The sequence below is a fragment of the Nocardioides rubriscoriae genome (genome assembly GCF_008087085.1).
In the GTDB taxonomy this organism is placed as follows: domain Bacteria; phylum Actinomycetota; class Actinomycetes; order Propionibacteriales; family Nocardioidaceae; genus Nocardioides; species Nocardioides rubriscoriae.
In genome coordinates this window covers 37084-61543 of sequence record NZ_VIYJ01000010.1, presented here as the reverse complement: position 1 = coordinate 61543, position 24460 = coordinate 37084, and the positions used below count along the sequence as shown (strand labels likewise).

At 72.9% G+C, this 24460-nt stretch carries 20 protein-coding genes and 1 pseudogene; 12 read left to right on the top strand and 9 right to left on the bottom strand.

What is annotated here, in order from left to right; translation table 11 throughout:
- Positions 1-18: 18 nt before the first annotated feature.
- A complete protein-coding gene (locus FZC61_RS18070; protein ID WP_148615578.1) occupies positions 19-1395 on the bottom strand; it encodes an ABC transporter substrate-binding protein in 1377 nt (458 codons plus the stop codon).
- A 231-nt stretch (positions 1396-1626) separates the two neighbouring features.
- Between FZC61_RS18070 and FZC61_RS18065 the strand changes: the two genes are divergently transcribed.
- Positions 1627-2415: a DeoR/GlpR family DNA-binding transcription regulator gene (locus tag FZC61_RS18065; RefSeq protein ID WP_148615577.1), complete on the top strand. Its 789-nt coding sequence runs from the start codon at positions 1627-1629 to the stop codon at positions 2413-2415.
- Here FZC61_RS18065 and FZC61_RS18060 read toward each other — a convergent pair.
- On the bottom strand, positions 2405-3256 hold the full coding sequence (locus FZC61_RS18060; protein ID WP_170286173.1) for a helix-turn-helix domain-containing protein: 852 nt from the start codon (positions 3254-3256) through the stop codon (positions 2405-2407). The genes FZC61_RS18065 and FZC61_RS18060 overlap by 11 nt on opposite strands.
- Before the next feature lie 52 nt (positions 3257-3308).
- Between FZC61_RS18060 and FZC61_RS18055 the strand changes: the two genes are divergently transcribed.
- The 5 genes from FZC61_RS18055 to FZC61_RS18035 all read left to right on the top strand — a co-directional run bounded on the left by FZC61_RS18055 (position 3309) and on the right by FZC61_RS18035 (position 10684).
- Complete coding sequence (locus tag FZC61_RS18055) at positions 3309-4274, top strand: phytanoyl-CoA dioxygenase family protein (RefSeq protein WP_148615575.1); 966 nt, start codon at positions 3309-3311, stop codon at positions 4272-4274.
- Positions 4275-4436: 162 nt separating this feature from the next.
- Positions 4437-5669 carry an ornithine--oxo-acid transaminase gene (gene rocD / locus FZC61_RS18050; RefSeq protein WP_148615574.1) on the top strand — a complete coding sequence of 411 codons (1233 nt, stop codon included), beginning with the start codon at positions 4437-4439 and terminating at the stop codon, positions 5667-5669.
- A gap of 105 nt (positions 5670-5774) precedes the next feature.
- Positions 5775-7622, top strand: a complete 1848-nt coding sequence (locus tag FZC61_RS18045; protein WP_148615573.1) for an ArnT family glycosyltransferase — start codon at positions 5775-5777, stop codon at positions 7620-7622.
- 47 nt (positions 7623-7669) lie between these two features.
- Entirely contained in the window at positions 7670-9562 is a 1893-nt protein-coding gene (locus FZC61_RS18040) for an ArnT family glycosyltransferase (RefSeq protein WP_148615572.1), read from the top strand.
- Positions 9563-9718: 156 nt separating this feature from the next.
- A complete protein-coding gene (locus FZC61_RS18035; protein WP_148615571.1) occupies positions 9719-10684 on the top strand; it encodes a type IV toxin-antitoxin system AbiEi family antitoxin domain-containing protein in 966 nt (321 codons plus the stop codon).
- A gap of 71 nt (positions 10685-10755) precedes the next feature.
- Here the strand turns inward: FZC61_RS18035 and FZC61_RS18030 are convergent, their stop codons facing one another.
- Positions 10756-11196, bottom strand: coding sequence for a DUF4267 domain-containing protein (locus FZC61_RS18030; RefSeq protein ID WP_148615570.1), 441 nt, complete (start codon positions 11194-11196; stop codon positions 10756-10758).
- A gap of 10 nt (positions 11197-11206) precedes the next feature.
- Complete coding sequence (locus FZC61_RS18025) at positions 11207-11857, bottom strand: TetR/AcrR family transcriptional regulator (RefSeq protein ID WP_148615569.1); 651 nt, start codon at positions 11855-11857, stop codon at positions 11207-11209.
- Between the two features lie 40 nt (positions 11858-11897).
- Between FZC61_RS18025 and FZC61_RS18020 the strand changes: the two genes are divergently transcribed.
- The 3 genes and pseudogenes from FZC61_RS18020 to FZC61_RS24045 form a co-directional block, all read left to right on the top strand.
- Positions 11898-13451, top strand: coding sequence for a flavin-containing monooxygenase (locus tag FZC61_RS18020; RefSeq protein ID WP_148615568.1), 1554 nt, complete (start codon positions 11898-11900; stop codon positions 13449-13451).
- Complete coding sequence (locus FZC61_RS18015; protein ID WP_148615567.1) at positions 13448-14290, top strand: SDR family NAD(P)-dependent oxidoreductase; 843 nt, start codon at positions 13448-13450, stop codon at positions 14288-14290. The genes FZC61_RS18020 and FZC61_RS18015 overlap by 4 nt, the downstream gene beginning before the upstream one ends.
- A gap of 303 nt (positions 14291-14593) precedes the next feature.
- Positions 14594-14992, top strand: a pseudogene (locus FZC61_RS24045) (DUF402 domain-containing protein); the annotation flags it as partial.
- A gap of 7 nt (positions 14993-14999) precedes the next feature.
- Here the strand turns inward: FZC61_RS24045 and FZC61_RS18005 are convergent.
- Positions 15000-16472 (bottom strand): threonine/serine exporter family protein, encoded by a 1473-nt coding sequence (locus FZC61_RS18005; protein ID WP_148615565.1) that lies wholly within the window; start codon positions 16470-16472, stop codon positions 15000-15002.
- Between the two features lie 119 nt (positions 16473-16591).
- Between FZC61_RS18005 and FZC61_RS18000 the strand changes: the two genes are divergently transcribed.
- Positions 16592-17719 (top strand): glutamate--cysteine ligase, encoded by a 1128-nt coding sequence (locus FZC61_RS18000; protein ID WP_148615564.1) that lies wholly within the window; start codon positions 16592-16594, stop codon positions 17717-17719.
- A gap of 7 nt (positions 17720-17726) precedes the next feature.
- Here FZC61_RS18000 and FZC61_RS17995 read toward each other — a convergent pair whose 3' ends face one another.
- The 3 genes from FZC61_RS17995 to FZC61_RS17985 all read right to left on the bottom strand — a co-directional run bounded on the left by FZC61_RS17995 (position 17727) and on the right by FZC61_RS17985 (position 20073).
- On the bottom strand, positions 17727-18809 hold the full coding sequence (locus FZC61_RS17995; RefSeq protein WP_148615563.1) for a DNA polymerase IV: 1083 nt from the start codon (positions 18807-18809) through the stop codon (positions 17727-17729).
- Positions 18810-18893: 84 nt separating this feature from the next.
- Positions 18894-19223, bottom strand: a complete 330-nt coding sequence (locus FZC61_RS17990) for a hypothetical protein (RefSeq protein WP_148615562.1) — start codon at positions 19221-19223, stop codon at positions 18894-18896.
- A gap of 160 nt (positions 19224-19383) precedes the next feature.
- On the bottom strand, positions 19384-20073 hold the full coding sequence (locus tag FZC61_RS17985) for an HNH endonuclease family protein (RefSeq protein WP_148615561.1): 690 nt from the start codon (positions 20071-20073) through the stop codon (positions 19384-19386).
- Positions 20074-20225: 152 nt separating this feature from the next.
- On the opposite strand from FZC61_RS17985, the gene FZC61_RS17980 reads away from it, so the two are divergent.
- Positions 20226-21623, top strand: coding sequence for a WS/DGAT/MGAT family O-acyltransferase (locus FZC61_RS17980; RefSeq protein WP_148615560.1), 1398 nt, complete (start codon positions 20226-20228; stop codon positions 21621-21623).
- A 92-nt stretch (positions 21624-21715) separates the two neighbouring features.
- Positions 21716-22264, top strand: coding sequence for a hypothetical protein (locus tag FZC61_RS17975; protein WP_148615559.1), 549 nt, complete (start codon positions 21716-21718; stop codon positions 22262-22264).
- Between the two features lie 994 nt (positions 22265-23258).
- Here FZC61_RS17975 and FZC61_RS17970 read toward each other — a convergent pair.
- On the bottom strand, positions 23259-24419 hold the full coding sequence (locus FZC61_RS17970) for a site-specific DNA-methyltransferase (protein ID WP_246142770.1): 1161 nt from the start codon (positions 24417-24419) through the stop codon (positions 23259-23261).
- Between the last annotated feature and the right edge of the window lie 41 nt (positions 24420-24460).

Sequence of the window (24460 nt, the reverse complement as noted above, 5' to 3'; positions counted from 1 at the left end):
ACCCGCGCCCGGGGGGTATCAGTCAGCGACGGGGACGCTCTGCGCCTCGAGGGAGGCGACCGTCTTGGCCTGGGCGTCCTTGGTGGCGTCGTCCAGGGTGCCGTTGCCGGACAGGGCACCCACGATGCCGTCCTTGAGGGCGGCGTAGGTGTCGGTCATGGTCGGGCCCCAGGTGAACGACGGGTCGACACCGGCACTGGCCTGCTTGAAGACGTCGAAGATCGTCTGGCCGCCGTAGAAGTCGACGCCCTGCTGGAGCGCCTCGATGTCGAGTCCGTCGACCGAGGACGGGTAGAGGCCGCCGAGCTTGTTCTCCAGGGCCAGGGCCTCGGGGTCGGTGTTGAGCCACAGCGCGAACTGGGCCGCCTCGGCCGGGTGGTCGCTGCCTGCCAGGACCGCGGTCGACGAGCCGCCCCAGTTGCCCGCGGCGGTACCGCCGGCGTCCCACTGCGGCATCGGGGCCACGGCCCACTTGCCCGCCGTGTCGGGGGCGTTGTCGCGGATGGTGCTGTAGCCCCACGCGGCGCTGACCCACGAGACGACCTTGCCGGTGTTCCAGGCCTTGTACAGCTCCTCGGAGAAGCCCTGCAGGTTGCCGGCCACCAGGTCGTCGTCGATCAGGCCCTGCCAGTAGTCGTTGACCTTCTCGACGGCCGGGTTGCCCTCGATGTCGACCCCGATCGCGTCGCCGTCGTTGGTGAACAGCTGGGCGCCGGCCTGCCAGTAGAGCCCGGTGTACCAGTTGGGGTCGGTCTGGGAGAAGAAGGTGATGTACTGCGAGGGGTCGGCGTCGTGGATGGTCTTGGCCGCCGCGGCGTACTCCTCCCACGTCGTCGGGGCGGCCAGTCCGAGCTTGTCGAAGATGTCCTTGCGGTAGTACAGCGCCATCGGACCGGTGTCCTGCGGGATGGCGTAGACGCCGCCCGAGCCGTTGAAGTCGACCTGCGACCAGGTCCAGGGCACGAACTTCTGCTCGGCCTCCGCGATGCCGGGGCACCCGGAGATGTCGGTGAGGCCCTCCTGCAGGCGGAAGTTGGGCAGGGAGTCGTACTCGACCTGACCCAGGTCGGGCGCGGTGCCGGCCTTGAGGGCGTTGGTGAAGTTCTGGTAGGTGCCGGCGTTGCCCGCGGGCACGCTGTTGACCTTGACCTGGATGTCGGGGTTGTCGGCGTTCCAGAGCTTGACGACCTCCTCCATCCCGGGGACCCAGGTCGAGAACGTCAGCTGGACGGGGCCGTCGGAGGGCTTGCACGCCGGGGCGCTGCCCGCGCCGGCGGAGGTGCCCTTGTCGTCGTCGCCCCCGCCACCGCAGGCGGCCAGCACGAGGCTGAGTGCGACTGCCGGGCCCGCGAGGACCAGGCGATGGCGGTGGGATGTTCTGCGCAGGATGGTCATGTCGCCTCGCTCGCTCGATCTGTCGTGTGACTAGTGCCACAGCACCAGGCACACTCGCAGCGCCCCCAACAAAAGTCAACAGACTCGTACGTTCTTCTGATCGATTTTGGTTTCTTTCTGCCCGCTGCTGGCGCCTGGGGCTTTGAAGGTGTTCACTTGTGTCGGATTCGGGGGCCCTGGATCCAACAATCGACCACGAGGCCCCACCGACATCCACCGTCAGGAGGTCCCGTGCTCGCCCAGCAGCGCCAGGAGCTGATCCTCGAGGAGATCCGTCGTGCGGGGAGCGTGCGGGTCAGCGAGCTGACCGCCCGCCTGGGCGTCTCCGACATGACCGTGCGCCGCGACCTCGACCGGCTCGAGGCCGACGGCGCGCTGCAGAAGGTGCACGGCGGGGCGATCGTCGACGCCCGGCAGCGCGTCGCGGAGGAGCCGAGCTTCGCGTCCAAGCGGATGATCGCCCAGCCGGCGAAGCAGGCCATCGCCGCACGCGCCGCGGCCCTGGTCGAGCCCGGCACCGCCATCGCCATCTCGGCCGGCACCACCACCTGGGCCATGGCCGCGCACCTGGCCACCGTGCCGGCGCTGACCGTGGTCACCAACTCGATCACCGTCGCCGAGACCATCATCGAGCTCGGCGACCCGACGATGCAGACCGTCATCCTCACCGGCGGCATCCGCACCCCGTCGGCCGCGCTCGTCGGGCCGGTCGCCGACCTGACCATCCGTTCGCTGCACTTCGACCACCTGTTCATCGGCACCTACGGCTTCGACGTGCGCGCGGGCTTCACCAGCCCCAACCTGGCCGAGTCGGAGACCAATCGGGCCCTGATCGGCCAGGCGCGCCACGTGGTGGTGCTCTCGGACTCCTCGAAGTGGAAGACCGTCGGACTGGCCTCCTGGGGTGCCATCTCCCAGGCCGACGTGCTGATCTGCGACGACGGTCTCGACCCTGCCGCCGTCGCGGCCCTGGACGGGGTCGGTCCCGAGCTGGTGCTCGTCGCACCGCTCAACGAGTGACGCCGCGCCGGTAGCGCCCCGGAGACGTCCCGACCGCCCGCGAGAACACCTCGTGGAAGCGGCTGGACGACCCGAACCCCGAGCGCAGCCCGACCTCGGTGACCGCCAGGTCGGTGGCCAGCAGCAGCTGCTGCGCGCGAGCGACCCGGCACTGGGCCAGGAACGACGTCATCGTCAGGCCGCAGGACGCCTTGAACAGCCCCATCGCGTGATGCGGGTGCAGGTGCACCGTCGCCGCGACGTCGGCCGGCCCGATCGGCTCCGCGCAGTGCGCCTGGATCCACGCCGCCATCGCCGCCCCACGCGGGTCGTGGCCGGACACCTCGCGCACGGGGCCGGCACCGGGCTGCGTGTCGCGCGCACCCACGACCAGGCGACGCAGCCGGGCCTGCACCTCGAGCACCGCGATCTCGGCGACCTCGCCACCGGCGCCCAGGTCGTGCGACCACCCCTCCAGCTGCTCCTCGGCGGGGCCACCGGCACCCACGAGGGGACGCGCGGACAGCAGCCGGTCGCGCGCGGCGGCGGGCAGGGGCCAGGTGAGCAGCAGCGATAGCGGGACGGTGAGCCAGTGGCTGCGGGTGCCCGCCGCCGCGGCCACCAGCTGGTGCGGCACCGTGGCCCAGAACGTCGCCGACTCCCCGGCCCGCACCACCAGGTCGCGGCCCCCGACGAGGTAGACCAGCTCGCCGGCGGCCACCACATTGACCTCGATGTCGTCGTGGCGGTGGGCGTGGGCCATCGGTGCGGGTGCCCCGCTCCAGCACGACAGGCCGAAGGAGTCGTCGCGCACGACCAGCGCCGCGCCCGGCCCCGATGGTGGCTGAGGATCTAGGAACATGTGCTGATCATGCCGGAGGAATCCCGGCTGGCTCCGGTCTAGCGTCGTCGACATGACCTCCGCAGCAACCCCGGACCCGGCTCCGGCTCCCGCCCCGACGCTCGCCCCGACACCGACCGGGCACACGGCGTACCACCTCGACGAGGAGCAGCTGGGCCGCTTCGACCGCGACGGCTACCTGGTGCTGCCCGGCACGATCACCGGTGACCTGCTCCAGCGGCTGCGCGCGGCGGCCGATCGCTGGATCGAGCACGGCCGCACGGTCGGGGACACCCCCGAGCAGCGTGATTTCGGATTCGCCGACCGGCCTTCGGGTCGGGTGATGTTCCGCATCGACTACCTCCACGACAAGGGCGAGCCGGCCTCGCTGGAGCTGCTCGGCTCGCCGGAGCTGCTCGGGATCGCCGAGAGCCTGCACGGGGTGAACTTCGTGCCGACCTACGAGTCGATGGTCTTCAAGGACGCCGGCGACGGCGCGCCGATCGCGTGGCACCAGGACGCCGTCCACCCCCGACGGTGGCGGATCGTCAACATCGACGTCTACCTCGACGAGTCGGTCGCAGGACACGGGGCGCTGCGGGTGGTGCCCGGCTCGCACCGCTCGGTCACCGACGTCTGCGCCCTGGCCGACGGGCACGGCTGGGACGTGCCCGGCGCCGTCGAGGTGCCGCTGCAGGCCGGCGACGTGCTGCTGCACGACGTGATGCTCGTGCACGGCTCACCGCCGGTCGAGGGTGGCCGGCTCCGTCGCACGCTGTACTACGAGTTCCGCGCCGCCGAGCAGGTGCTGGCCGAAGGCCCCTGGGACCGCGCGTGGGTCGAGCGCAGGCTGCGGCTGGTGCCGCTCGCCCTGGCCGAGCACGCCCGCTCCCGTCCCGGGTCGCCCGCCTTCGACTGGCGACCGGACCCCGCGTTGCGCCCCCGGGCCGTCGGCGACACCGAGGCCGAGCTGCGGGTGGTGCACGAGACCCACACCCCGGGCAGCTGGTGCAGTGCCGGCGACGTCGCGCTGACCTAGCCGCGCTGACCTGTCGCGCTGACCTGTCGCGCAGACCTGGTCGCGCAGACCTGGTCGTGTAGACCTGGTCGTGTCGGCACGGACCGGTTTGGTGACCACCGTATTGTCTGACAATCTTGACCGTGTCTCCCCTACCCTGGAGGAGACCCGAGGGAGGCGACCATGACCGCGACGACCGTCGACACCAGCAGCCGGACCAGCAGCGCCCGTGAATTCGAGCGTGCCGAGACCCGCACCGCCCACAACTACCACCCGCTGCCGGTGGTGGTCGCCCACGCCGAGGGCGCCTGGATGACCGACGTCGACGGCCGCCGCTACCTCGACCTCCTGGCCGGCTACAGCGCCCTCAACTTCGGGCACTCCCACCCGCGGCTGCTCGAGGCGGCCCACGCCCAGCTCGACAAGCTGACCCTGACCAGTCGCGCGTTCGTGCACGACCAGTTCGCCGACTTCACCGCCAAGCTCGGCGACCTGTGCGGCAAGGACCTCGTGCTGCCGATGAACACCGGCGCCGAGGCCGTCGAGACCGCGATCAAGGTCATGCGCAAGTGGGGCTACCGGGTCAAGGGCATCCCCGCCGACCAGGCCGAGATCATCGTCGCCAGCGGCAACTTCCACGGCCGCACCACCACCATCGTCGGCTTCTCCGACGACCCCGACGCGCGCGACGACTTCGGGCCCTTCGCGCCCGGCTTCGTCACCGTCCCCTACGGCGACCTCGCGGCCCTCGAGGCCGCCATCACGCCCCACACCGCCGGCGTGCTGATCGAGCCGATCCAGGGCGAGGGCGGCGTGGTCATCCCGCCGGCCGGCTACCTCGCCGGCATCCGCGAGCTCTGCACCCGCCACGACGTGCTCTTCGCCGCCGACGAGATCCAGGCGGGCCTGGGCCGCACCGGCCGCACCTTCGCCTGCGACCACGAGGACGTCGTCCCCGACCTCTACGTGCTCGGCAAGGCGCTGGGCGCCGGCATCGTCCCGGTCTCGGCCGTCGTCGCCGACCGCGACGTGCTCGGGGTGCTCAAGCCCGGCCAGCACGGCTCGACCTTCGGCGGCAACGCCCTGGCCTGCGCCGTCGGCAGCACCGTCGTCGACATGCTCGCCACCGGCGACTTCCAGCGCCGCGCCGACGACATGAGCGTGATGCTGCGCTCGCGCCTGGAGTCGTTGATCGGGCACGGCGTGATCGCCGTCCGCGTGCGCGGCCTGTGGGCCGGCATCGACATCGACCCCGGCGTCGGCACCGGCCGCGAGGTCTGCGAGCAGCTGATGGCGCGCGGCGTGCTGGCCAAGGACACCCACGGCTCCACCATCCGCCTGGCTCCCCCGCTGGTGATCTCCGAGGACGACCTCGCCTGGGGCCTCGACCAGTTCGCGGCGGTCGTCCAGCGCTAACGCGCGCGCAACGGCGAGCGACGCTCGCCGAACACTGGCGCACGACTCGGTGAACTCCCCGTCGGCGGCGGCTGGGACGGCGCGGAGCCGGGGAGGCTGGGGCCCATGCGCCCCCGGCACGACCCGCTCGCACGACTCCGCCGCGTCCGGCCCCTGTGGGGCCTGCTGGCCGCGACCGCCCTGCTCTACCTGTGGGGCCTCGGCTCCTCCGGCTGGGCCAACGCCTACTACTCGGCCGCGGCGCAGTCGGGGGCCGAGTCGTGGCGCGCGTTCTTCTTCGGCTCCTTCGACGCCGCCGGGTCGATCACCGTCGACAAGCCGCCGCTGGGCGTGTGGCCGATGGCGCTGTCGGTGCGGGCGTTCGGGCTCTCCTCGTGGGCGATCCTGCTGCCCCAGGCCCTGATGGGCGTGGCCACGGTGGCCGTCGTCCACCACGGCGTACGCCGGGCGACCGGCTCGGGCGGGGCGGCGCTGCTGGCCGGGGCGACCTTCGCGCTCACGCCGGTCGCCGTGCTGATGTTCCGCTTCAACAACCCCGACGGCCTGCTCGTGCTGCTGCTCGCCGGTGCGGCGGTCGCGACCCTGCGGGCGCTCGACAGCCCGCGCGCATGGGCCTGGCTGGTGCTGGGCGGGGGGCTGGTCGGGCTGGCGTTCCTCACCAAGATGCTGCAGGCGTTCCTGGTGCTGCCGGCGCTCGTGCTGGTCTACGCGGTGTTCGCGGTGGTGCCGTGGCGGCGCCGGGTGCTGCACCTGCTGGGCGCCGCGGCCGCGTTGGTCGTGGCCGGCTCGTGGTGGGTGGTCGTGGTCGACCTGTGGCCCTCGTCGTCGCGACCCTTCATCGGCGGCTCGCAGCACAACTCGGCCCTCGAGCTGGTGCTCGGCTACAACGGCGTCGGACGTCTCACCGGCGCGCAGACCGGGGCGGTCTCGGGCCCCCAGGGCTGGGGCAGCAACACGCTCCTTCGCCTGCTCGACCCCGGCACCGGCGGCCAGGCCTCGTGGCTGCTGCCGGCCGCGGTGGTGCTCGCGGTCGCCGCGCTGTGGCTGACCCGTGCTGGGCAGGTCGAGGACTCCCGCGCCCGGCCCGCGCTCGTGCTGTGGCTGACCTGGGCCGTCGTGACCTGGGCGGTCTTCAGCCTGATGAACGGGATCTTCCACGACTACTACACCGTCGCGCTCGCCCCGGCCGTCGCGTCCCTGGTCGGCATCGGCGCCCACATCGTGTGGGAGCACCGCGCCGCCGCCGCCGCGACGTGGGCCTTCGGCCTGGCCGTCGCGGTGACCGGGGTGCTGGCGCTCGCGGTGCTCTGGCCCCAGCGGTCGTGGTCGCCGTGGCTGCCCTGGGCGGTCGGCGCGGCCGTGGCGGTGGCGCTGTGGCGCGTGGCCGTCGCGCACCGACGGGCCATCCCCGTGGGCGTCGGCTTCGCCGCGGCCGCCCTCGCGGCGGCGTACGTCGGGCCGGCGGCGTACTCGGTCGAGACCGCCGCGACCCCGCACACCGGGGCCGTGCCCCACGCCGGACCGGTGCGCTCCGGCCCGTCGTACGACGCGGCGCCGGTGGGCGACCTGCTCACCGTCAGCCGGTCGACGCCGGCGCTGACCCGGCTGCTGGTCGCCGACGCGCAGGACTACACGTGGGTGGCGGCGGTGACCGGCGCCAACTCGGCGGCGGGCTTCCAGCTCGCCACCGACCGCCCCGTGATGCCCCTGGGCGGCTTCAACGGCACCGACCCGAGCCCGACCCTCGCCGGGTTCCGCCGGCTGGTCGCGGCCGGGCGCATCCACTGGCTGATCGCCGGCGGCGGCCGCTACGTGCCGGAGTCCGACGGCGAGGTGCAGCCGGTCACGCGCACCGGCAGCAACGACGCCGAGCGGATCGAGCGGTGGGTGGCCCGCCACTTCGTCGCGACCAGCGTCGACGGCGTGGTCGTCTACGACCTCACAGCGACCTGACAGGTCGGCCCGACCTGGGCCCCAGCCCCGCGGCCCACCCTCGTGGCATGACGACGATCGCTCCCGACCGCCCCTCCCTGTCCGCACCCCCTCCCGAGCCGGCGCCACCCGCTGCGGCGCGGCCCCCGCGGCGGGTCCGACCCGAGCGCGCGGCGTACGTCGTGCTGCTGGGCAGCACCGCCGTGCTCTACCTGTGGGGCCTGGGCGAGTCGGGCTGGGCCAACTCGTTCTACGCAGCGGCCGTGCAGGCCGGGTCGGAGTCGTGGAAGGCGTTCTTCTTCGGCGCCTCCGACGCCGCCGGGTCGATCACGGTCGACAAGCCACCGCTCTCGCTGTGGCCGATGGCGCTGTCGGTGCGCGTCTTCGGGTTGTCGTCGTGGGCGCTGCTCGTGCCGCAAGCGCTGATGGGCGTGGCCTCGGTGGCCGTGCTCGTCGCGCTCGTGCGTCGCGCCACCGGCAACCCCTGGGCGGGCCTGCTCGCCGGGCTCACCCTGGCGGTCACGCCCGTCGCGGCGCTGATGTTCCGCTTCAACAACCCCGACGCGCTGCTGACCCTGCTGATGCTCTGCGCGGCGTACGCGACCTTCCGCGCGGTCGGCTCCCCTCGCGCCCTCCGGTGGCTGGTGCTCGCGGGCGGGCTGCTGGGGCTGGCGTTCCTCACCAAGACCCTGCAGGCCTTCCTCGTGCTGCCCGGCTTCGCCGTGACGTACGCCGTCTTCGCGGCCCTGCCCTGGCGCACCCGCGTCGGGCACCTGCTCGCGGCGTTCGGGGCCATGGTCGCCGGCGCCGGCTGGTGGGTCGCGATCGTCGAGCTCTGGCCCACGGGCTGGTGGGGGTCACGGCCCTACATCGGCGGCAGCCAGACCAACGACTTCCTCGAGCTGACCTTCGGCTACAACGGCTTCGGCCGCCTCACCGGCGACGAGACCGGCTCGGTCGGCGGTGGGGGCAGGGGCTGGGGCTCGACCGGGCTCCTCCGGCTGCTCGGCACCGACAACGGCGGCCAGATCGCCTGGCTGCTGCCCGCCGCGCTCGTGCTGGGCGTCGCCGCGATCCGGGCCGGACGGCGTCCGGTCAGGGTGGCCGCGTCGCTGATGCTCGGCTGGCTGGTGGTCACCGCCGCGACGTTCTCGTTCATGGCCGGCATCTTCCACACCTACTACAACGTCGCGCTGGCCCCGGCGATCGCCGCGTGCGTCGCCCTCGGCTCGTGGGCGCTGTGGCAGCGGCGGGAGTCGCTGGCCGCGTCCGGCGTGCTCGGCTTCACGGTCGCTCTCACCTCGGCGTGGTCGTTCGTGCTGCTCTCGCGCACCTCCGACTACCACCCCTGGCTGCGCTGGACGGCGGTCGTGCTCGGCTTCGCCGCCGCCCTCATGGTCGTCGGCGGCCGCCACCTGCCCCGCCGCGTGGCCGGCGCGGTCTCGCTGGTCGCCCTGGTCGCAGCACTCGCCGGCCCGACGGCGTACTCCCTGACGACCGCGGCCACTCCGCACACCGGCTCGATCCCGACCGCGGGACCGTCCTCGACCGGTGGGTTCGGGCCGGGTGGTGGGGCTGGTGGGCTGCTCAACGGCTCCACCTCGACCGCCACGCTGACCTCGATGCTGCTCCAGGACGCCGACTCCTACGACTGGGTCGCCGCCACCGTCGGCGCCAACTCCGCCGCGGGCTACCAGCTGGCGACCGAGCAGTCGGTCATGCCGATCGGCGGCTTCAACGGCAGCGACCCGAGCCCGACGCTCGCGCAGTTCCAGGCCTACGTCGCGGACGGCCGCATCCACTACTTCATCGCCGGTGGGGGCGGACCCGGCGGACCCGGCGGACCGGGCGCGGCCGGCGGCGCGGGCGGCAGCTCCGAGATCGAGGCGTGGGTGGCCGCGACCTACACCGCCCAGACCGTCGACGGGGTGACGGTCTACGACCTGACGGCGCCCGCCTGAGGTCCACGACCCTCCCGAGCGCGAGTGCCGTACCCAGGTGTCACGGGCTGACACCTGGGTACGGCACTGTCGTGGAGCCCGCCGTGCGCAGGCGGTCCTCCACAGGCCGACGCCGGCCGGTGGCGCCGGGTGACCGCACCGGTCAGCATCGCTGGCATGTCAGCCCTCGACGAGCTCCTCGAACGCCAGTCCGGCGTCGTCAGCCGCGCCCAGCTCCTCGACCACGGGGTCGCTGCGACCACGATCCGCCGCCGGATCCGCCGACGCGAGCTCGTGATGCGGGTGCCGGGCGTCTACGTGAACCACACCGGTGACCTCAGCTGGCGCCAACGTGCCTGGGTCGCTGTCCTGGCGCTCGAGCCCGCGGCGCTGTGCCACCGCTCGGCGCTCCGCGCCGACGACGGGCCCGGCCGGGTGCCGGTCGACGAGGTGATCCACGTCGCGGTCGACCGGACCCGCTCGCCGGCCGCGCCACCCGGCGTACGGCTGCACCACCTGGCACGTCTCGACGACAAGGTGCGCTGGAGCGCCAGCCCGCCCCGGGTCCGCGCCGAGCACGCGGTGCTCGACGTGGCGAGCGAGGCGGCCGACGACCTGGCCGCGATCGCCGCGCTCGCCGATGCGGTCCAGGCCCGGCGTACGACGGCCGCACGGCTCGCGACCACCCTGGCGACACGGGAGAGGATCGCGCGGCGGGCGTTCCTGGACGGGGTCCTGGCCGACGTCGCCGCTGGCACGTGCTCGGTCCTCGAGCACGGCTACCTCACGCGGGTCGAGCGGCCGCACGGGCTCCCCGTCGCGAAGCGCCAGGTCGCCGATTCGAGCCGCGGCCCGCTTTACCGCGACGTGGAGTACGCCCCGGCACGGCTGCGCGTCGAGCTCGACGGTCGGCTCTTCCACGACAACGCGCAGGCTCGTGACCTCGATCTCGACCGCGACCTCGACTCGGCGCTCGACGGGCACCTGACCGTACGGCTCGGGTGGGGGCAGGTCCACGGTCGGCCGTGCACGACGGCACGCAAGGTCGGGACGCTGCTCCAGCAGCGGGGCTGGGAGGGGCGGCCGATCCCCTGCCCGCACTGCGCAGGAGTGTCGGTGCGCTACTCGGGCGAGACCGGGTGACGCCGGGTGACGCCGGGTGACGCCGGGTGACGCCGGGTGACGCCGGGTGGCGGCAAGGCCCGGTCGAGGTGTCAGCCGATCTTGTCGACGACCGTTCCGGCGACGCTCCGGGCCGCCGACGCGACCTCCTTGGCCGCAGCCACCTTGCGCGCCCGGCGCTTGTCGGCGCGCAGGGCCAGCAGGTTGAGCGTGCCCCAGGTCAGGGTCGCGGCGAGCACCTTGGCGCGGGTCTGGTCGTCGTCGGCACGGCGCGCGAGCACGACGCCGTCGCCGACGTCGCAGCAGATCCGGATCCACATGGCAGTGGTGACCGTCCGGTCCGAGCGGCCGAGCATGCCGAAGGCGCTGATCGCGAGGTCGCGCACGCCGAACACCTCGGCCAGCCGGTCGAAGCCGGGCTGCTCGTGCTTGTCGGCCCCCATCGCCTCGCCGAGGTGCTCGGGGCGCACGAAGCAGAACCCGGCGTACGACGCGGTGGCGGTGCTCATCAGGCGACTCAGGGCGTAACTCATATCGGCAACGCTAGGGGCGGGTGCGCGGGCTGCCGTCCCCCGCCGGGGTGGCTGTGACCGAGGCGTCGACGAGGACCGGCAGCGACACGGCCAGCAGGTGCAGCAGCTCGTCGCGGGTGACCCCGTTGGGGTCGGCGACCCACGACAGCACGAGCTCCTCGGCCATCGCGGCCCAGCCGCGCACGAGCAGCCGGATCGCGGGGGTGTCAGGCATGATGTCGGCCTGCGCGTCCTCGGTGAAGATGCGGTCGGTCAGCACGCCGCGGGCCTCGTCGTAGATGGCGCGCAGTGTCTCGTTGCCGCCCTGGGCGCCCTTGACCAGCGAGAGGTAGCCGGCGTGGTTGGTGACGACGTAGTCGACGTAGGCCGTCATCGAGGCGGCGAGCTGCTCCAGCGCTCCCCCGGTGCCCGGTGGGGCGGTCTGGGCGATCAGGTCGTCGACCGCCCGGCGTACGACGGCCTCGTGGAAGGCGTGCTTGTTGCCGAAGTAGTGGTAGAGCAGGCCCCGGGAGATGCCGGCCTCCTCGGCCAGCAGGTCGATCGACAGCTCGTCGAGCGAGCGGTCGGCGAGCAGCCGCACGCCGAGGTCGAGCAGCTGGGCGCGACGCTCGTCGGGGGTCAGCCTGATCCGAGGTGATGTGCCGGTGGTCACGGGGTCCATTCTATTGACACTTGTTCAATAACGCCAATACCGTCCTCCCATGAGCATCACCTCCGCCGTGCGGACTGTCGACCACCTCGTCATCGGCGCCGGCTTCGCCGGCCTGTGCGCCGCGATCAAGCTCGACCAGGCCGGCGAGAAGGACTTCGTCGTCGTCGAGCGCGGCAGCGACGTCGGTGGCACCTGGCGTGACAACACCTACCCGGGCGCCGCGTGCGACGTGCCGAGCCAGCTCTACTCGTTCTCCTTCGCGCCCAACCCCGACTGGTCGATGTCGTTCTCGCCGCAGCCCGAGATCCAGCGCTACATCCAGCGCACCGCGCAGGCCTCCGGCACCCTCGACCGCTTCCGCTTCGAGACCACCGTCGACGACGCCACCTGGGACGCCGACCAGCAGCGCTGGATCGTGCGCACCAGCCCCGTCGCCGGCGGCGACCCCACGACGTACGCCGCCCGTACGCTGATCAGCGGCGCCGGCGGCCTGTCCGAGCCCAAGCTGCCCGAGATCGAGGGCATCGGGTCCTTCGGCGGCGAGCTCTTCCACTCCGCCCGCTGGAACCACGACGTCGACCTCACCGGCAAGCGCGTCGCGATCATCGGCACCGGCGCCTCGTCGATCCAGATCGTGCCGGCCATCCAGCCGAAGGTCGCCCACCTCGACGTCTACCAGCGCACCGCGCCCTGGGTGATGCCGCGCCACGACCGCACCTACTCGTCGCTCGAGAAGGCCGCGCTCAGGCACGTGCCCGGGCTGCAGAAGGTCTACCGCGAGGCGATCTACTGGGGCCGCGAGAGCTACGTCCTGCCGTTCACCCGCATGCCCGCGATCCTCGCGCCCGTGCAGCGCGTCGCGCTGGGCAACATCCACAAGGGCATCGCCGACCCCGAGCTGCGCGCCAAGGTGACCCCCGACTTCACGATGGGCTGCAAGCGCATCCTGATCTCCAACACCTACTACCCGGCGCTCGCCGCCGACAACTGCGACGTCGTCACCGACGGCATCACCCGCGTCACGCCCACCGGCATCGTCACCACCGACGGCGCCGGCCACGAGGTCGAGCGCGAGGTCGACGTGCTCATCGTGGCGACCGGCTTCCACACCACCGAGCTGCCCATCACCGAGCACATCACCGGCCGTGAGGGCCACACGCTCGCCCAGCAGTTCGACGAGACCGGCATGTCGGCCTACAAGGGCACCACCGTGCCGGGCTTCCCCAACCTGTTCCTCATCGTCGGGCCCAACACCGGGCTGGGCCACTCGAGCATGGTCTTCATGATCGAGTCGCAGGTGTCGTACGTCGTCGACGCGGTCCGCACGATGCGTGCCCATGACTACGGCACCGTCGAGGTCACCGAGCGCGCCGAGCGCGCCTTCCACGCCGACGTCCAGGCTCGCATGCGCCCCACCGTCTGGAGCACCGGCGGCTGCGCGAGCTGGTACCTCGACAAGCACGGCCACAACACCACCCTGTGGCCCCGCTCCACCTTCGCGTTCCGGGCCCTGACCCGGTCGTTCGACGTGGCGGCCTACACCGTCACGGCCCCCGTCCCCACCACCTCCACCACCCCTGATCGGAAGGTCGTCAACGCATGAAGTCCCTCAAGGACAAGGTCGTCGTCATCACCGGTGCCGGCTCCGGCATCGGCCGGGCCCTGGCCCTCAACCTCGCCGGCAAGGGCGCGCGCCTGGCGCTGTCCGACGTCGACGAGGCCGGCCTGGCCGAGACCGTCCGCCTCGTGACCGAGGCCGGCGTCGCCAAGGTCCGCAGCGACCGGCTCGACGTCGCCGACCGCGACGCCTTCAGCCGCTACGCCCTCGACGTCGTCGAGGACTTCGGCGGGGTCAACGTCGTCATCAACAACGCCGGTGTCGCGCTCTCGGGTGACTTCAACGACCTCGAGTACTCCGACATGGACTGGATCACCGGGGTCAACTTCTGGGGCGTCGTCCACGGCACCAAGGAGTTCCTCCCCCACATCATCGCCAGCGGCGACGGCCACGTCGTCAACATCTCCTCCCTCTTCGGCCTGGTCTCGATGCCCGGCCAGTCGATGTACAACGCCTCCAAGTACGCCGTGCGCGGACTTACCGAGGCGCTGCGCGAGGAGATGCTCATCGCCAAGCACCCGGTCGGCGTCACCGCCGTCCACCCCGGCGGCATCAAGACCGCGATCGCCCGCAACGCCCGGGTCTCCGCCAAGGAGGACAAGACCGCGACCGCCGAGCTCTTCGACAAGAAGCTCGCCAAGATGACCCCCGACAAGGCCGCCGAGATCATCGTCAACGGCATCCTCAAGAACAAGGCCCGCGTGCTCGTCGGCCTCGACGCCCACCTCATCCACACCGCCGCCAAGCTCGCCGGCTCGCGCTACCAGGACGTCATCGCCCTCGGCGCCGGCAAGGTCCTGCCCGCCAAGGCCAAGATCGTCTGATCGATTGGTCGTGACCGATGGTCTCGGGCCGCCGGTCACGACGTGCGCCGTGTGGTCCAGTCGGCGTGTGGCTCGGGCGCCCATCTTCCCGACTGCCACGCCTCGAGTCGGCGTCGACCCGTCGCGTCTACGCGACGGGTCGACCAGATTTCTCGCTGACCCGTCGCGTCTACGCGACGGGTCGACCTCATTTCTCGCTGACCCGTCGCGTCTACGCGACGGGTCGGCCTCGTTTCTCGCTGACCCGTCGAGTCTACGCGACGGGTCGACGGGACGGGGCTGGTGGTGTCGCAGACTGGTCCCATGGACCTCGACCCCGGTGCCCCCGTCCGCCTCGAGATGACCAAGTGGGGTGACCGGCCGCACTGGGAGTTCGAAGCGACCTACCTCGGCGCCGACGAGCACGGCGACTGGATCGGGATCCCCGTCGGCACCCCCATGGCACGACCCGGGGCGGCGTTCGTGACCGAGGCCGCGCAGGTGGGACTGGTGCCGGTCGGGGTCGGCTGGGTGGCCACCTTCCACGCGCCGGGATGGCACGTCACGACGTACGTCGACATGACGTCGGTGCCGTGGTGGGACGGGACGACGTGCCGGGCGGTCGACCTCGACCTCGACGTGGTCCGTACTACCGAGGGCGAGGTGTTCGTCGACGACGAGGACGAGTTCGCCGAGCACCGGATCGCCCACGACTACCCGGCCGAGGTGGTCACGCTCGCGGAGGAGGCGTGCGCGTGGGTGCTGGCGCAGGTGTCGCAGGGGCGGGCGCCGTTCGACGCGGCGAGCCCGGGGCGGTGGCTCGCGGTGCTCGCTGCCCTCGCACGCCACGGCGGCTGAGCATCGAGACCGGGCCGACCAGGCGGGGCCCGGCCAGCCGCGACTCGACCCGGCGGGCCTCACGGGCCAGGGGCTGGGCGAGGTACTCCCCCAGGATCACGCCGGCGGCCAGGGCGAGCGCCACCGACGCCGCGCCGATGATCGCGACCAGGCCGAGCGAGGTGTCGCGCCGGCTGCCCTCGCCGAGGAGCGACAGCCCCCGGTAGATCGCGATGCCCGGCAGCATCGGCACCACGGCCGAGACCACGACGATCAGCGGCGGCACCCGCAGCCGCGCGGCGACGGCGTACCCGACGAGACCGACGAAGAGCGCGGCGATGGCCAGCGACCAGGCGCGCCCGATGCCGGGCTGCTGGATGGACTGCGAGATCACCATCGCGACCGCCGAGACCAGGGCGACCGGGGCCAGCGCGCGCTTGGGCGAGTAGGACGCGAACGCGAACGCCGCGGCGGCGACCGCGGACCCGGCCGCGGCCAGCCCGAGGCCCTGGATGCCGGTGGCCCCGGGCTCGACGGTCGGCAGGTCGACGCCGACCGCGCCGGCCAGGCTCAGCCCGCCGCTGACGCCGGCGATGATGCCGGCCGTCGACAAGAACGCCTCGGTGATGCGGGCACCCGCGGTGATGTAGAAGCCGGTGAGCGCGTCCTGCAGCGCCCCCATGAAGCCGATGCCGGCGAGCAGCATCACGATGTTGGCGGTCACGACCAGTGACACGTCGAGGCCGAGGTCGAGCCGCTCGTCGAGGACGGCGGCCCCGACGGCGACCAGCGTGGCCGCCCCGCCGCCGGCGACCTGCTGGTAGAAGCTGGGCAGCCGGCGACGAGCGATCCGGATCTGCAGGCGGTCGATGAGCAGGGCCGCCAGGGCGGCGAGCAGCGCCACCACGAGGTCACCCCCGAGCTGGACGGCGACGCCCGCGGCCATCACCCCCCACCCGGCCGTGACCGCCCACCGCGGACGGTCGTGACCGGTCGACACGATGCGCCGGATCTCGGCACGCCCGTCGCGCAGGCCCGTGCGGCCGGCGATCACGTCGCGCACGAGGTGGTCGACCCTGGTCAGGTCCTGGTAGTCGATGGTGCGCGCCCGCACGTGGCGGGTCGCGATCAGCGGTGCCTCGTCGGCGTGCTGCTGGTGGCTCATGGTCAACGACGTGAAGGTGATGTCGACGTCGGCGTCCGGGGCACCCAGGGCCCGGGCCAGCGAGAGCATGGTCGCCGTCACGTCGGCCGCGCCCGCGCCGGAGGAGAGCAGCAGGTCACCGACACGCAGGCAGAGGTCGAGGGTCAGCGCGAGCCGTCGGGGTACCTCGATCTCCTGGGTGGGCGGGGTGGGAGTGAGCATCCTGCGATGGTGTCGCACTCGTCGGAGGCACCCAACCCGACGCGACCGCGACCTCCGTCACCCCCACCGGGGCCGTTCGCCATGCGCGCCGGCGGTACGCCGTGTGGAACGCTGACGCGATGCGGATCGACTTCCACGCCTCGGCCGACCACACGCTCGGCGTGGAGTGGGAGCTGGCCCTGGTCGACCGCCGCACCCGCGACCTGCGCAACGACGCCTCGCACCTGTTCGCCCGGGCGCGGCCGCGGCTGCCGCACCCCGAACGCCTCCACCAGGAGCTGCTGCGCAACACCGTCGAGCTCGTGACGGGGGTCTGCACGACCGTGGGCGAGGCGATGGACGACCTGCGCACGACGCTGACGCCCGTGCTGGCCGCCGGTGACGACCTCGACCTCGACCTCTTCGGCGGCGGCACCCACCCCTTCGCCTCGTGGACCGGCCAGCAGCTGACCGCGGGCCACCGCTACCAGGAGCTGATGGACCGCACCCAGTGGTGGGGCCGGCAGATGCTCATCTGGGGCGTCCACGTGCACGTCGGGCTGCCCGAGCGCGACCGGGTGATGCCGGTGCTGTCGTCGCTGCTCAACTACTACCCGCACCTGCAGGCGCTCTCGGCGTCGTCGCCCGTCTGGGGCGGGGTCGACACCGGCTACGCCTCCAACCGGGCGCTGATGTTCCAGCAGCTGCCCACCGCGGGGCTGCCGTTCCAGTTCGCCACCTGGGAGGAGTTCGAGTCGTTCGCCCACGACCAGCTCACCACCGGCGTCATCGACGAGCTCAACGAGATCCGCTGGGACGTGCGCCCTGCGGCCCACCTCGGCACCCTCGAGAACCGGATCTGCGACGGCGTCTCCTCCTTCGACGACCTGGCCGCCCTCACCGCGCTCATGCACTGCCTCGTCGTCGACCTCGACACCCGGCTCGCGGCGGGCGAGGAGCTGCCGACGATGCCGCCGTGGCACGTGCAAGAAAATAAGTGGCGCTCGGCGCGCTACGGCCTCGACGCCATCGTGATCCTCGACGCGGCCTCGACCGAGCGACTGGTCACCGACGACCTCGCCGACCTGCTGGTGCGGCTCGAGCCGACCGCCGACCGGCTGGGGTGCTCGGCCGAGCTGGCCTCGGTGGCCGCCCTGGTCGCCGGCGGGGCGTCGTACCAGCGGCAGCGGGCGGTCGCGGCCGCCACCGACGGCGACCTCGTGGCCGTCGTCGACTCGGTCGTGCGGGAGCTGCGCACCTCGATGTGAGCACACCTCACCGCTCGTAGCCGCCCGGCGGCTCGACCATCTCCAGGCGTACGCCGAGCAGGCGCACGGGTCGCGTGCGCGCGACCTTGCCGAGCAGCGCGACGGCGGCGTCGGCGAGCACGTCGGGGTCGTTGGTCGGCTCGGGGAGCGTGCGGCTGCGCTGCACGGTCTGGAAGGCGCGGTCGCGGACCTTGAGGCCGACCCGCCGGGCCGGGCGGCCCTCGGCGTCGATGTCGGCGACCACGCGCCGGGTGAGGCGGCGTACCTCGGCCTCGATCGTGGCGTCGTCGTCGAGGTCGTCCTGGAACGTCTCCTCGCGGCCGTGGGCCCGGGCCACCCAGGGGGTCGGGTCGACGACGCTGGTGTCGGCGCCGCGGCCGAGCCGGTGGTAGTAGGGGCCCATGGTCGGGCCGATCTCGGCGGCGAGCACCCGGACGTCGCTGGCGGCGAGCTGGGCGACGGTGTCGATGCCGAGACCGGCCAGTCGTTGCTGGACCTTGGCGCCGACGCCCCACAGGGCCCTGGTCGGGCGGTGCCCCATCTCGGCGGACCAGGACGCGTCGCTGAGGCGGTAGATGCCGCGCGGCTTGCCGAAGTCGGTGGCGATCTTGGCCTGCAGCTTGTTGTCACCGACCCCGACCGAGCAGTGCAACCCCGTCGCGGCGAGGACCTCGGCGCGCAGCTGCTCGGCGAAGACCATCGGGTCGTGGTCAGTGGTGAGGTCGGCCCCGGGCCGCAGCCCGACGAACGCCTCGTCCCAGCCCAGCACCTCGACGTCGACCGGGTCACCCGCCCACCGTGCGGCCCGCAGCGTGGCCATCACGGCGGCCGAGGCCTCCTCGTAGACCGGGAGGTCGACCGGCAGGAAGACCGCGTCGGGGCACTTCTTGGCCGCGGTGCGCAGTGGCATGCCGGACCGGACCCCGTGGGCCCGTGCCTCGTAGGACGCGGTCGACACCACCGCGCGTTGCGTGGGGTCACCACGCCCGCCCACCACCACCGGGAGCCCCGCGAGCTCGGGTCGGCGCAGCACCTCGACGGCCGCCAGGAACTGGTCGAGGTCGACGTGGAGCACGGGCGTCGACGTCATGGGGCGATGCTGCCACCGACCACCCCCGATCAACCCGCTCCACCGGCCCGACGACCGGCCCGACGACCGGCCCGGCGACCGGCCTCACCGGTGGGCGCGGACCCAGGCCAGCGAGCGCTGCAGGTCACCGAGGTCGCGGTACCAGGTGCGGACCCCGACCCGGCAGCGCACGCGGGCCAGGCGGGTGTCGTACTCCGAGCACTCGGCGGCGGCCTCGGAGTCGGTGGGTGGGCTCAGGCTCGAGCCGTCGGCGTAGTGCAGCGTGAAGCCGTCGGCTTTGTCGCCCTCGACGTCGACGACCACCGGTCGGGTCGCAGCGCGGGCGACCGCGCCCGCGGAGGCACCGGCGGTGCCGGCGGTGCCGGCCCAGGTCAGGGCGCCGAAGCACAGGGCGGCGAGGAGCAGGGTCTTCATGGGTCCCCCGAGGGAGTCGTGCGCCGGCGGGTTCCGGCAGCCCGAGGGACGTTAGGAGGGCGCGCCGACCGGCCGCCCGCGGTCGGCCCCCACCTGTGGAGGACGCCGACGGCACCCCCGGCTGTGGACGACTCCTGGTCGACGCCACCCCGTCGAGGGGTCACCGCGCGAGCACGACCGTGATCGTCCGGTCCGGGCACGACTCGGCCAACGAGGCCATCGCGGTCTTCTCCGCCCGGTCGACCGTCAGCCGCCACCGGTGCTTGACCGCCACGAACTCGCGCAGGTAGCGGCACCGGCTCTTGGGCGGCAGCCACTCGGCGACGTCGCGGGCGCCCTTGCTGCGGTTGACCGACGCGCTCACCGCGACCAGCGAGCGGTAGTCGCCCAGGTCGTTGGCGAAGGCCTTGCGGGTGCCGGCCGACCACGACCGCGCCCCGGAGTCCCAGGCCTCGGCCAGCGGCACCATGTGGTCGATGTCGAGCGTGGAGGACGGCGTCCGCGAGACCCCGTCGTAGTAGGACCACCACCGTCCGCCGCTCAGCGTGCACGACGTGCCGACCGTCACCGGGTCGTCGGCCTCGGCGATGAGGACCTCCTCGCGGGTGGAGCAGCCGTCGCCGTCGGCGTCGGTCCAGTGCACGAACTTGTCGCGGTCGTACCCGGTGCGCACCTCGGCCCGCACCCGCAGGTCGGCCACCGCCCGGACCAGGGAGGCCGAATAGGTTTCCGGGGCCGACGCCCGCGCGGGCGAGGCGACCGCCGCCACGGGGGCCGACACGGGGGCCGACACGACCAGCGCGAGCAAGGAGACGACGACCGGGGCCCACGGCGTACGACGAACCGACATGCCCCGAGCGTGGGCCCGATGGGCCCGACACACCAAGAGCACAAGGCCCCGCACGCCACTCGCCCTCGTGGCTGCTTGTGGACGCGGTCACAGCGCGACAGGATCACCCCACCCTGCTCCGTCTCGACCTCCGCTCGCCGAAGGGCCCTCCCGTGGCAACTCCGATCGACCCGACCTCCGCCGGCTTCCTGCTCGCCGAGAACCGCAACATGCCGATGCACGTCGGTGGGCTGCAACTGTTCAAGAAGCCGGAGGGCGCGGGCCGCAACTACGTGCGCGAGATGTACGAGGCGATGCTCGACGTCGACGAGGTCGCCCCGCTCTTCCTCAAGCACCCCTACCGGTCGGTGCGCACCGGCGCCCAGCTGGTCTGGAAGCCCGACGAGCAGTTCGACATCGAGCACCACGTCCGGCACAGCGCGCTGCCCAAGCCCGGCCGGATCCGCGAGCTGCTCGAGCTGTGCTCGCGGCTGCACTCGACCCGGCTGGCGTGGGAGCGCCCGCTGTGGGAGGCCCACCTCATCGAGGGCCTGCGCGACGGCCGGGTCGCGATGTACACCAAGACCCACCACGCCCTGGTCGACGGCGTCTCCGCGATGCGGTTGCTGGCCAGCACGCTGAGCACCGACCCCGACCGGCGCGACATGCCGCCGCCGTGGGGCGTCCAGCCCCGCCGGCGTACGACGACCGAGGAGGGCGGCGGTGGGCTGTCGGAGGTGCCGATGGCGGCGCTGCGTGGCGCGCTGGGCATCACCGCGGAGGCCGCGGGCATGCCCTCGGCGCTGGTCAAGACGATCCGCAAGGGGCTGAAGAACGAGACCTCGGCGCTCTCGCTCTACGCACCGCGCACGATCTTCAACCAGGACATCACGGGCTCGCGCCGCTTCGCCGCGCAGGACTGGCCCGTCGAGCGGCTGCGCGCGATCGGCAAGGCCACCGGCACCACGATCAACGACGTCGTGATGGCGATGTGCTCGGGCGCGATGCGCACCTACCTGCTCGAGCTCGACGCCCTGCCCGACCGGCCGCTGGTCGCGATGGTGCCGGTCGGCCTCAACGCCAAGCAGTCGCAGATCGCGTCGGCCGACGGCGGCAACGCCGTGGGTGCCGTGATGGTGCAGATGGCCACCGACCTCGACGATCCCGCCCGCCGCCTCGGCGCCATCCACCGGTCGATGAAGGACGGCAAGGAGGCGCTGTCGTCGATGACGCCCGTGCAGATCCTCGCGATGAGCGCGATCGGCCAGGCCCCGGCGATCCTCACGCCCATGCTCAAGATGCAGGGCATCGTGCGGCCGCCCTACAACCTGATCATCAGCAACGTCCCCGGCCCGCGCACCACGCACTACTGGAACGGCGCCCAGCTGCTCGGCACCTACCCCCTGTCGATCCCCATCAACGGCATGGCCCTCAACATCACCTGCACCTCCTACGACGGCCACATGGCGTTCGGGCTGACCGGGTGCCGCCGCACGGTGCCGCACCTGCAGCGGCTGCTGACCCACCTCGACGACGAGGTGGTCGCGCTCGAGAAGGCGGCGGGCCTCTAGGGCGCCGCCACCCCGAGGGGTGCCCCCCGGCCCGCCGCGGCTGGGTACCGGAGCGCGACCGTCCGACCCGACGACGCCCCCGGAGGCACCTCATGGCCCGCAACACCCTCTCCCGCTCCCTGCACGACCTCGGTCTCAGCGCCTGGTTCGGCGGCACTCTCGCCAACGCCGTCGCCCTCAACCCCGCCGCCGGCGAGGCCCACCGCGCCGGTGACTCCGGCGCCGTCGCGACCAAGGGCTGGGACCGCTGGACGCCGATCAACGCGGCCGCCATCGGCGCCCACCTCGTCGGCAGCGTCGGTCAGCTCGCCGGCAACAAGACCCGGCTGTCCAGCCAGGACGGGGTCGCCAGCATGGCGGTGGTCAAGACCGGCCTCACCGCCGCCGCCCTCGGCGTGACCGCCTACTCGCGCAGCCTCGGCAAGGTCGTCTCGGCGCACGGCCCGGTCCCGGTCGCGTCGGGCACCGAACCGACCCTCGAGACCCCCGACGACGTCGCCGCCGCGCAGCGCAAGCTCGACGCCCTGCAGTGGGTCATCCCCGCCCTCACCGGCGCCCTGGTCGCGATCAGCGCCTTCGCCGGCGAGCAGCAGCGCCCAGCCGACCAGCTGACCCGGCTGCAGCGCCGCTTCCTCGGCTGACCGGCGCCGCACCAGCGGCCTGTGGACGACCGGGTGCGCCGACCGGCCCCATGACCCAGGCTGCACCCATGTCGGTGGCGCAGCTGGTGGTCGAGGCGGGCGGGTTCGCGACCCGGGCCGCCCTGGTCGAGGCGACCTCGAGGCTCGCCGTCGACCAGGCGCTGGCCGCGGGCGAGGTCGTCGCAGACGGGCGCGGCCGCTACGTGACCGCGACGACGGACGACGCGGTGCGCACGGCTCATGCGATGAGCGGAGTGCTCTGCCTGACCAGTGCAGCACTCCACCACGGCTGGAAGGTCAAGATCGCACCCGCGGAGCCCCACGTCGCGGTGCCGCGCAACCGCAAGGTCGCGACGCGTCGACAGGTCGGCGTCCAGCTCCACTGGTTGGACATCGACCGCCTGGAGATCACCGACGGGATCGCGACCGACGTGGAGACCACGCTCCGACACTGCTTGACGCGTCTCCCGCGTGACGAGGCCCTGGCCATCGCCGACTCGGCGCTGCGCCAGGGCGTCCCCCCGGCCACGCTTCGTCGGATAGCCCAGTCCGTCCGCGGACCCGGCTCACGCCGGGCCAGGTGGGTGGTCGCGCACGCCGACGGCCAGGCCGACAACCCCTTCGAGTCGTGCCTGCGCGAGATCAGCCTCGACGTGCCCGGGCTCCACGTCCGCCCGCAGGTCACGATCCGCGGGTCTGTGAGGACGGTGCGGCCGGACCTGGCGACGCCGACCTCGGCATCGCGCTCGAGGCCGACTCGTTCGAGTGGCGCGGTGATCGGCACGCCCTGGCGAGGGACGCGAAGCGCTACAACCTGCTCGTCGTCGACGGCTGGTTGGTGCTCCGGTTCGCGTGGGAGGACGTCATGCACGACCGCGACTACGTGCACGCCGTGCTCGTCAGCGCGGTTGCTCTCGTACAAGGACGTGCCTATCGGACGCCGTGTCGCTGTGGCGCCGCGTGAGCGCGGCCGCCGGGCTTGGGGATCGGCCCGTTATGCACGTCCTTGTACGTGCGCCTCGAGCTCGAACCCGCCACCCAGGAGGGCGTCGACCGCGCGCAGCCGCGCCGCGGTGACGTCGGCGACGGTGGCGAGCCCGGCGAGCTCGGCGTTGGAGCCGGGGCGCACCGGAGTCGCGACGTCGATGGACAGGCAGGTGCGGGTGCCACCGTCGGCGGCGTTGGCCAGGGCGACGGCGTGACCGGTGGTGCCGCTGCCGGCGAACGGGTCGAGCACCCGGGCGTCGGACGGCATCGTGGCGAGCAGCCGCCGCAACAGCCCGGTCGGCTTGGGTGACTCGAAGACGTGACCGACCAGGGCCTTGAGCTCGGCGACGGCGGTGTCGGTGGAGCCGACCTCCTCGGCCAGCCAGATCGTGCGCAGCTTCTTGCGGCGCCCGGGCTCGAGCCAGTCCTTCTGGAAGACGTCGACCCGTACGCCGTCGCGCCCGCGCACCTCGCGGCACAGCAGGTCGCCGGGCCGGGCGTCCACGCGTGGCGCGCTCCACCGCCACACCGCCGGCGTGCCGTCGCCGAAGACGGGCCGGATCTCGAGCGCCCCGTCGAACGCGCTGCTGCGCACCTCGCCGCTCGCGGGATCGCCCCACAGCGGGTAGTGGAGGGTCGGCGCGGTGACGGGGTTGAACTTCTTGTTGGTGTTGCGCAGGGGCAGCCGCCGGTAGGACCGGGGCTCGCCGGGGTCCTCGTGCGGGAAGTCCGCGGGGTCGACGGTGTCGGTGGTCGAGGCGTCGAGCACGCACGCGCGGGCGTCGCGGGCGTAGACGAGCAGGTACTCGTGCGAGGTCGCGAAGCCCCGGCCGAGCTGGCGTCCCTTCGGGTTGAGGTTGACCACGACCTGCGCCAGGAAGCACGCCTCGCCGAAGACCTCGTCGAGCAGCAGGCGCAGGTGGGCCACCTCGTGGTCGTCGATCGAGACCGCCACCGCCCCGCCCGGGGCCAGCGTCCGGCGTACCTCGACCAGGCGGGGGCGCATCATCGCGGTCCACGCCGCGTGCGGGCCGTAGGAGTCGGCGTAGGCGAAGTCGTTGCCGGTGTTGTACGGCGGGTCGAGGTAGGCGAGGTCGACCGACGCCTCGGGCAGCGTCGCGAGCACCGCGAGGTTGTCGCCGACGACGAGTCGGTTGGCCACGGACACCGGGCCATCATGGACGACGCCGACCCCGTGGCGAGTGACCA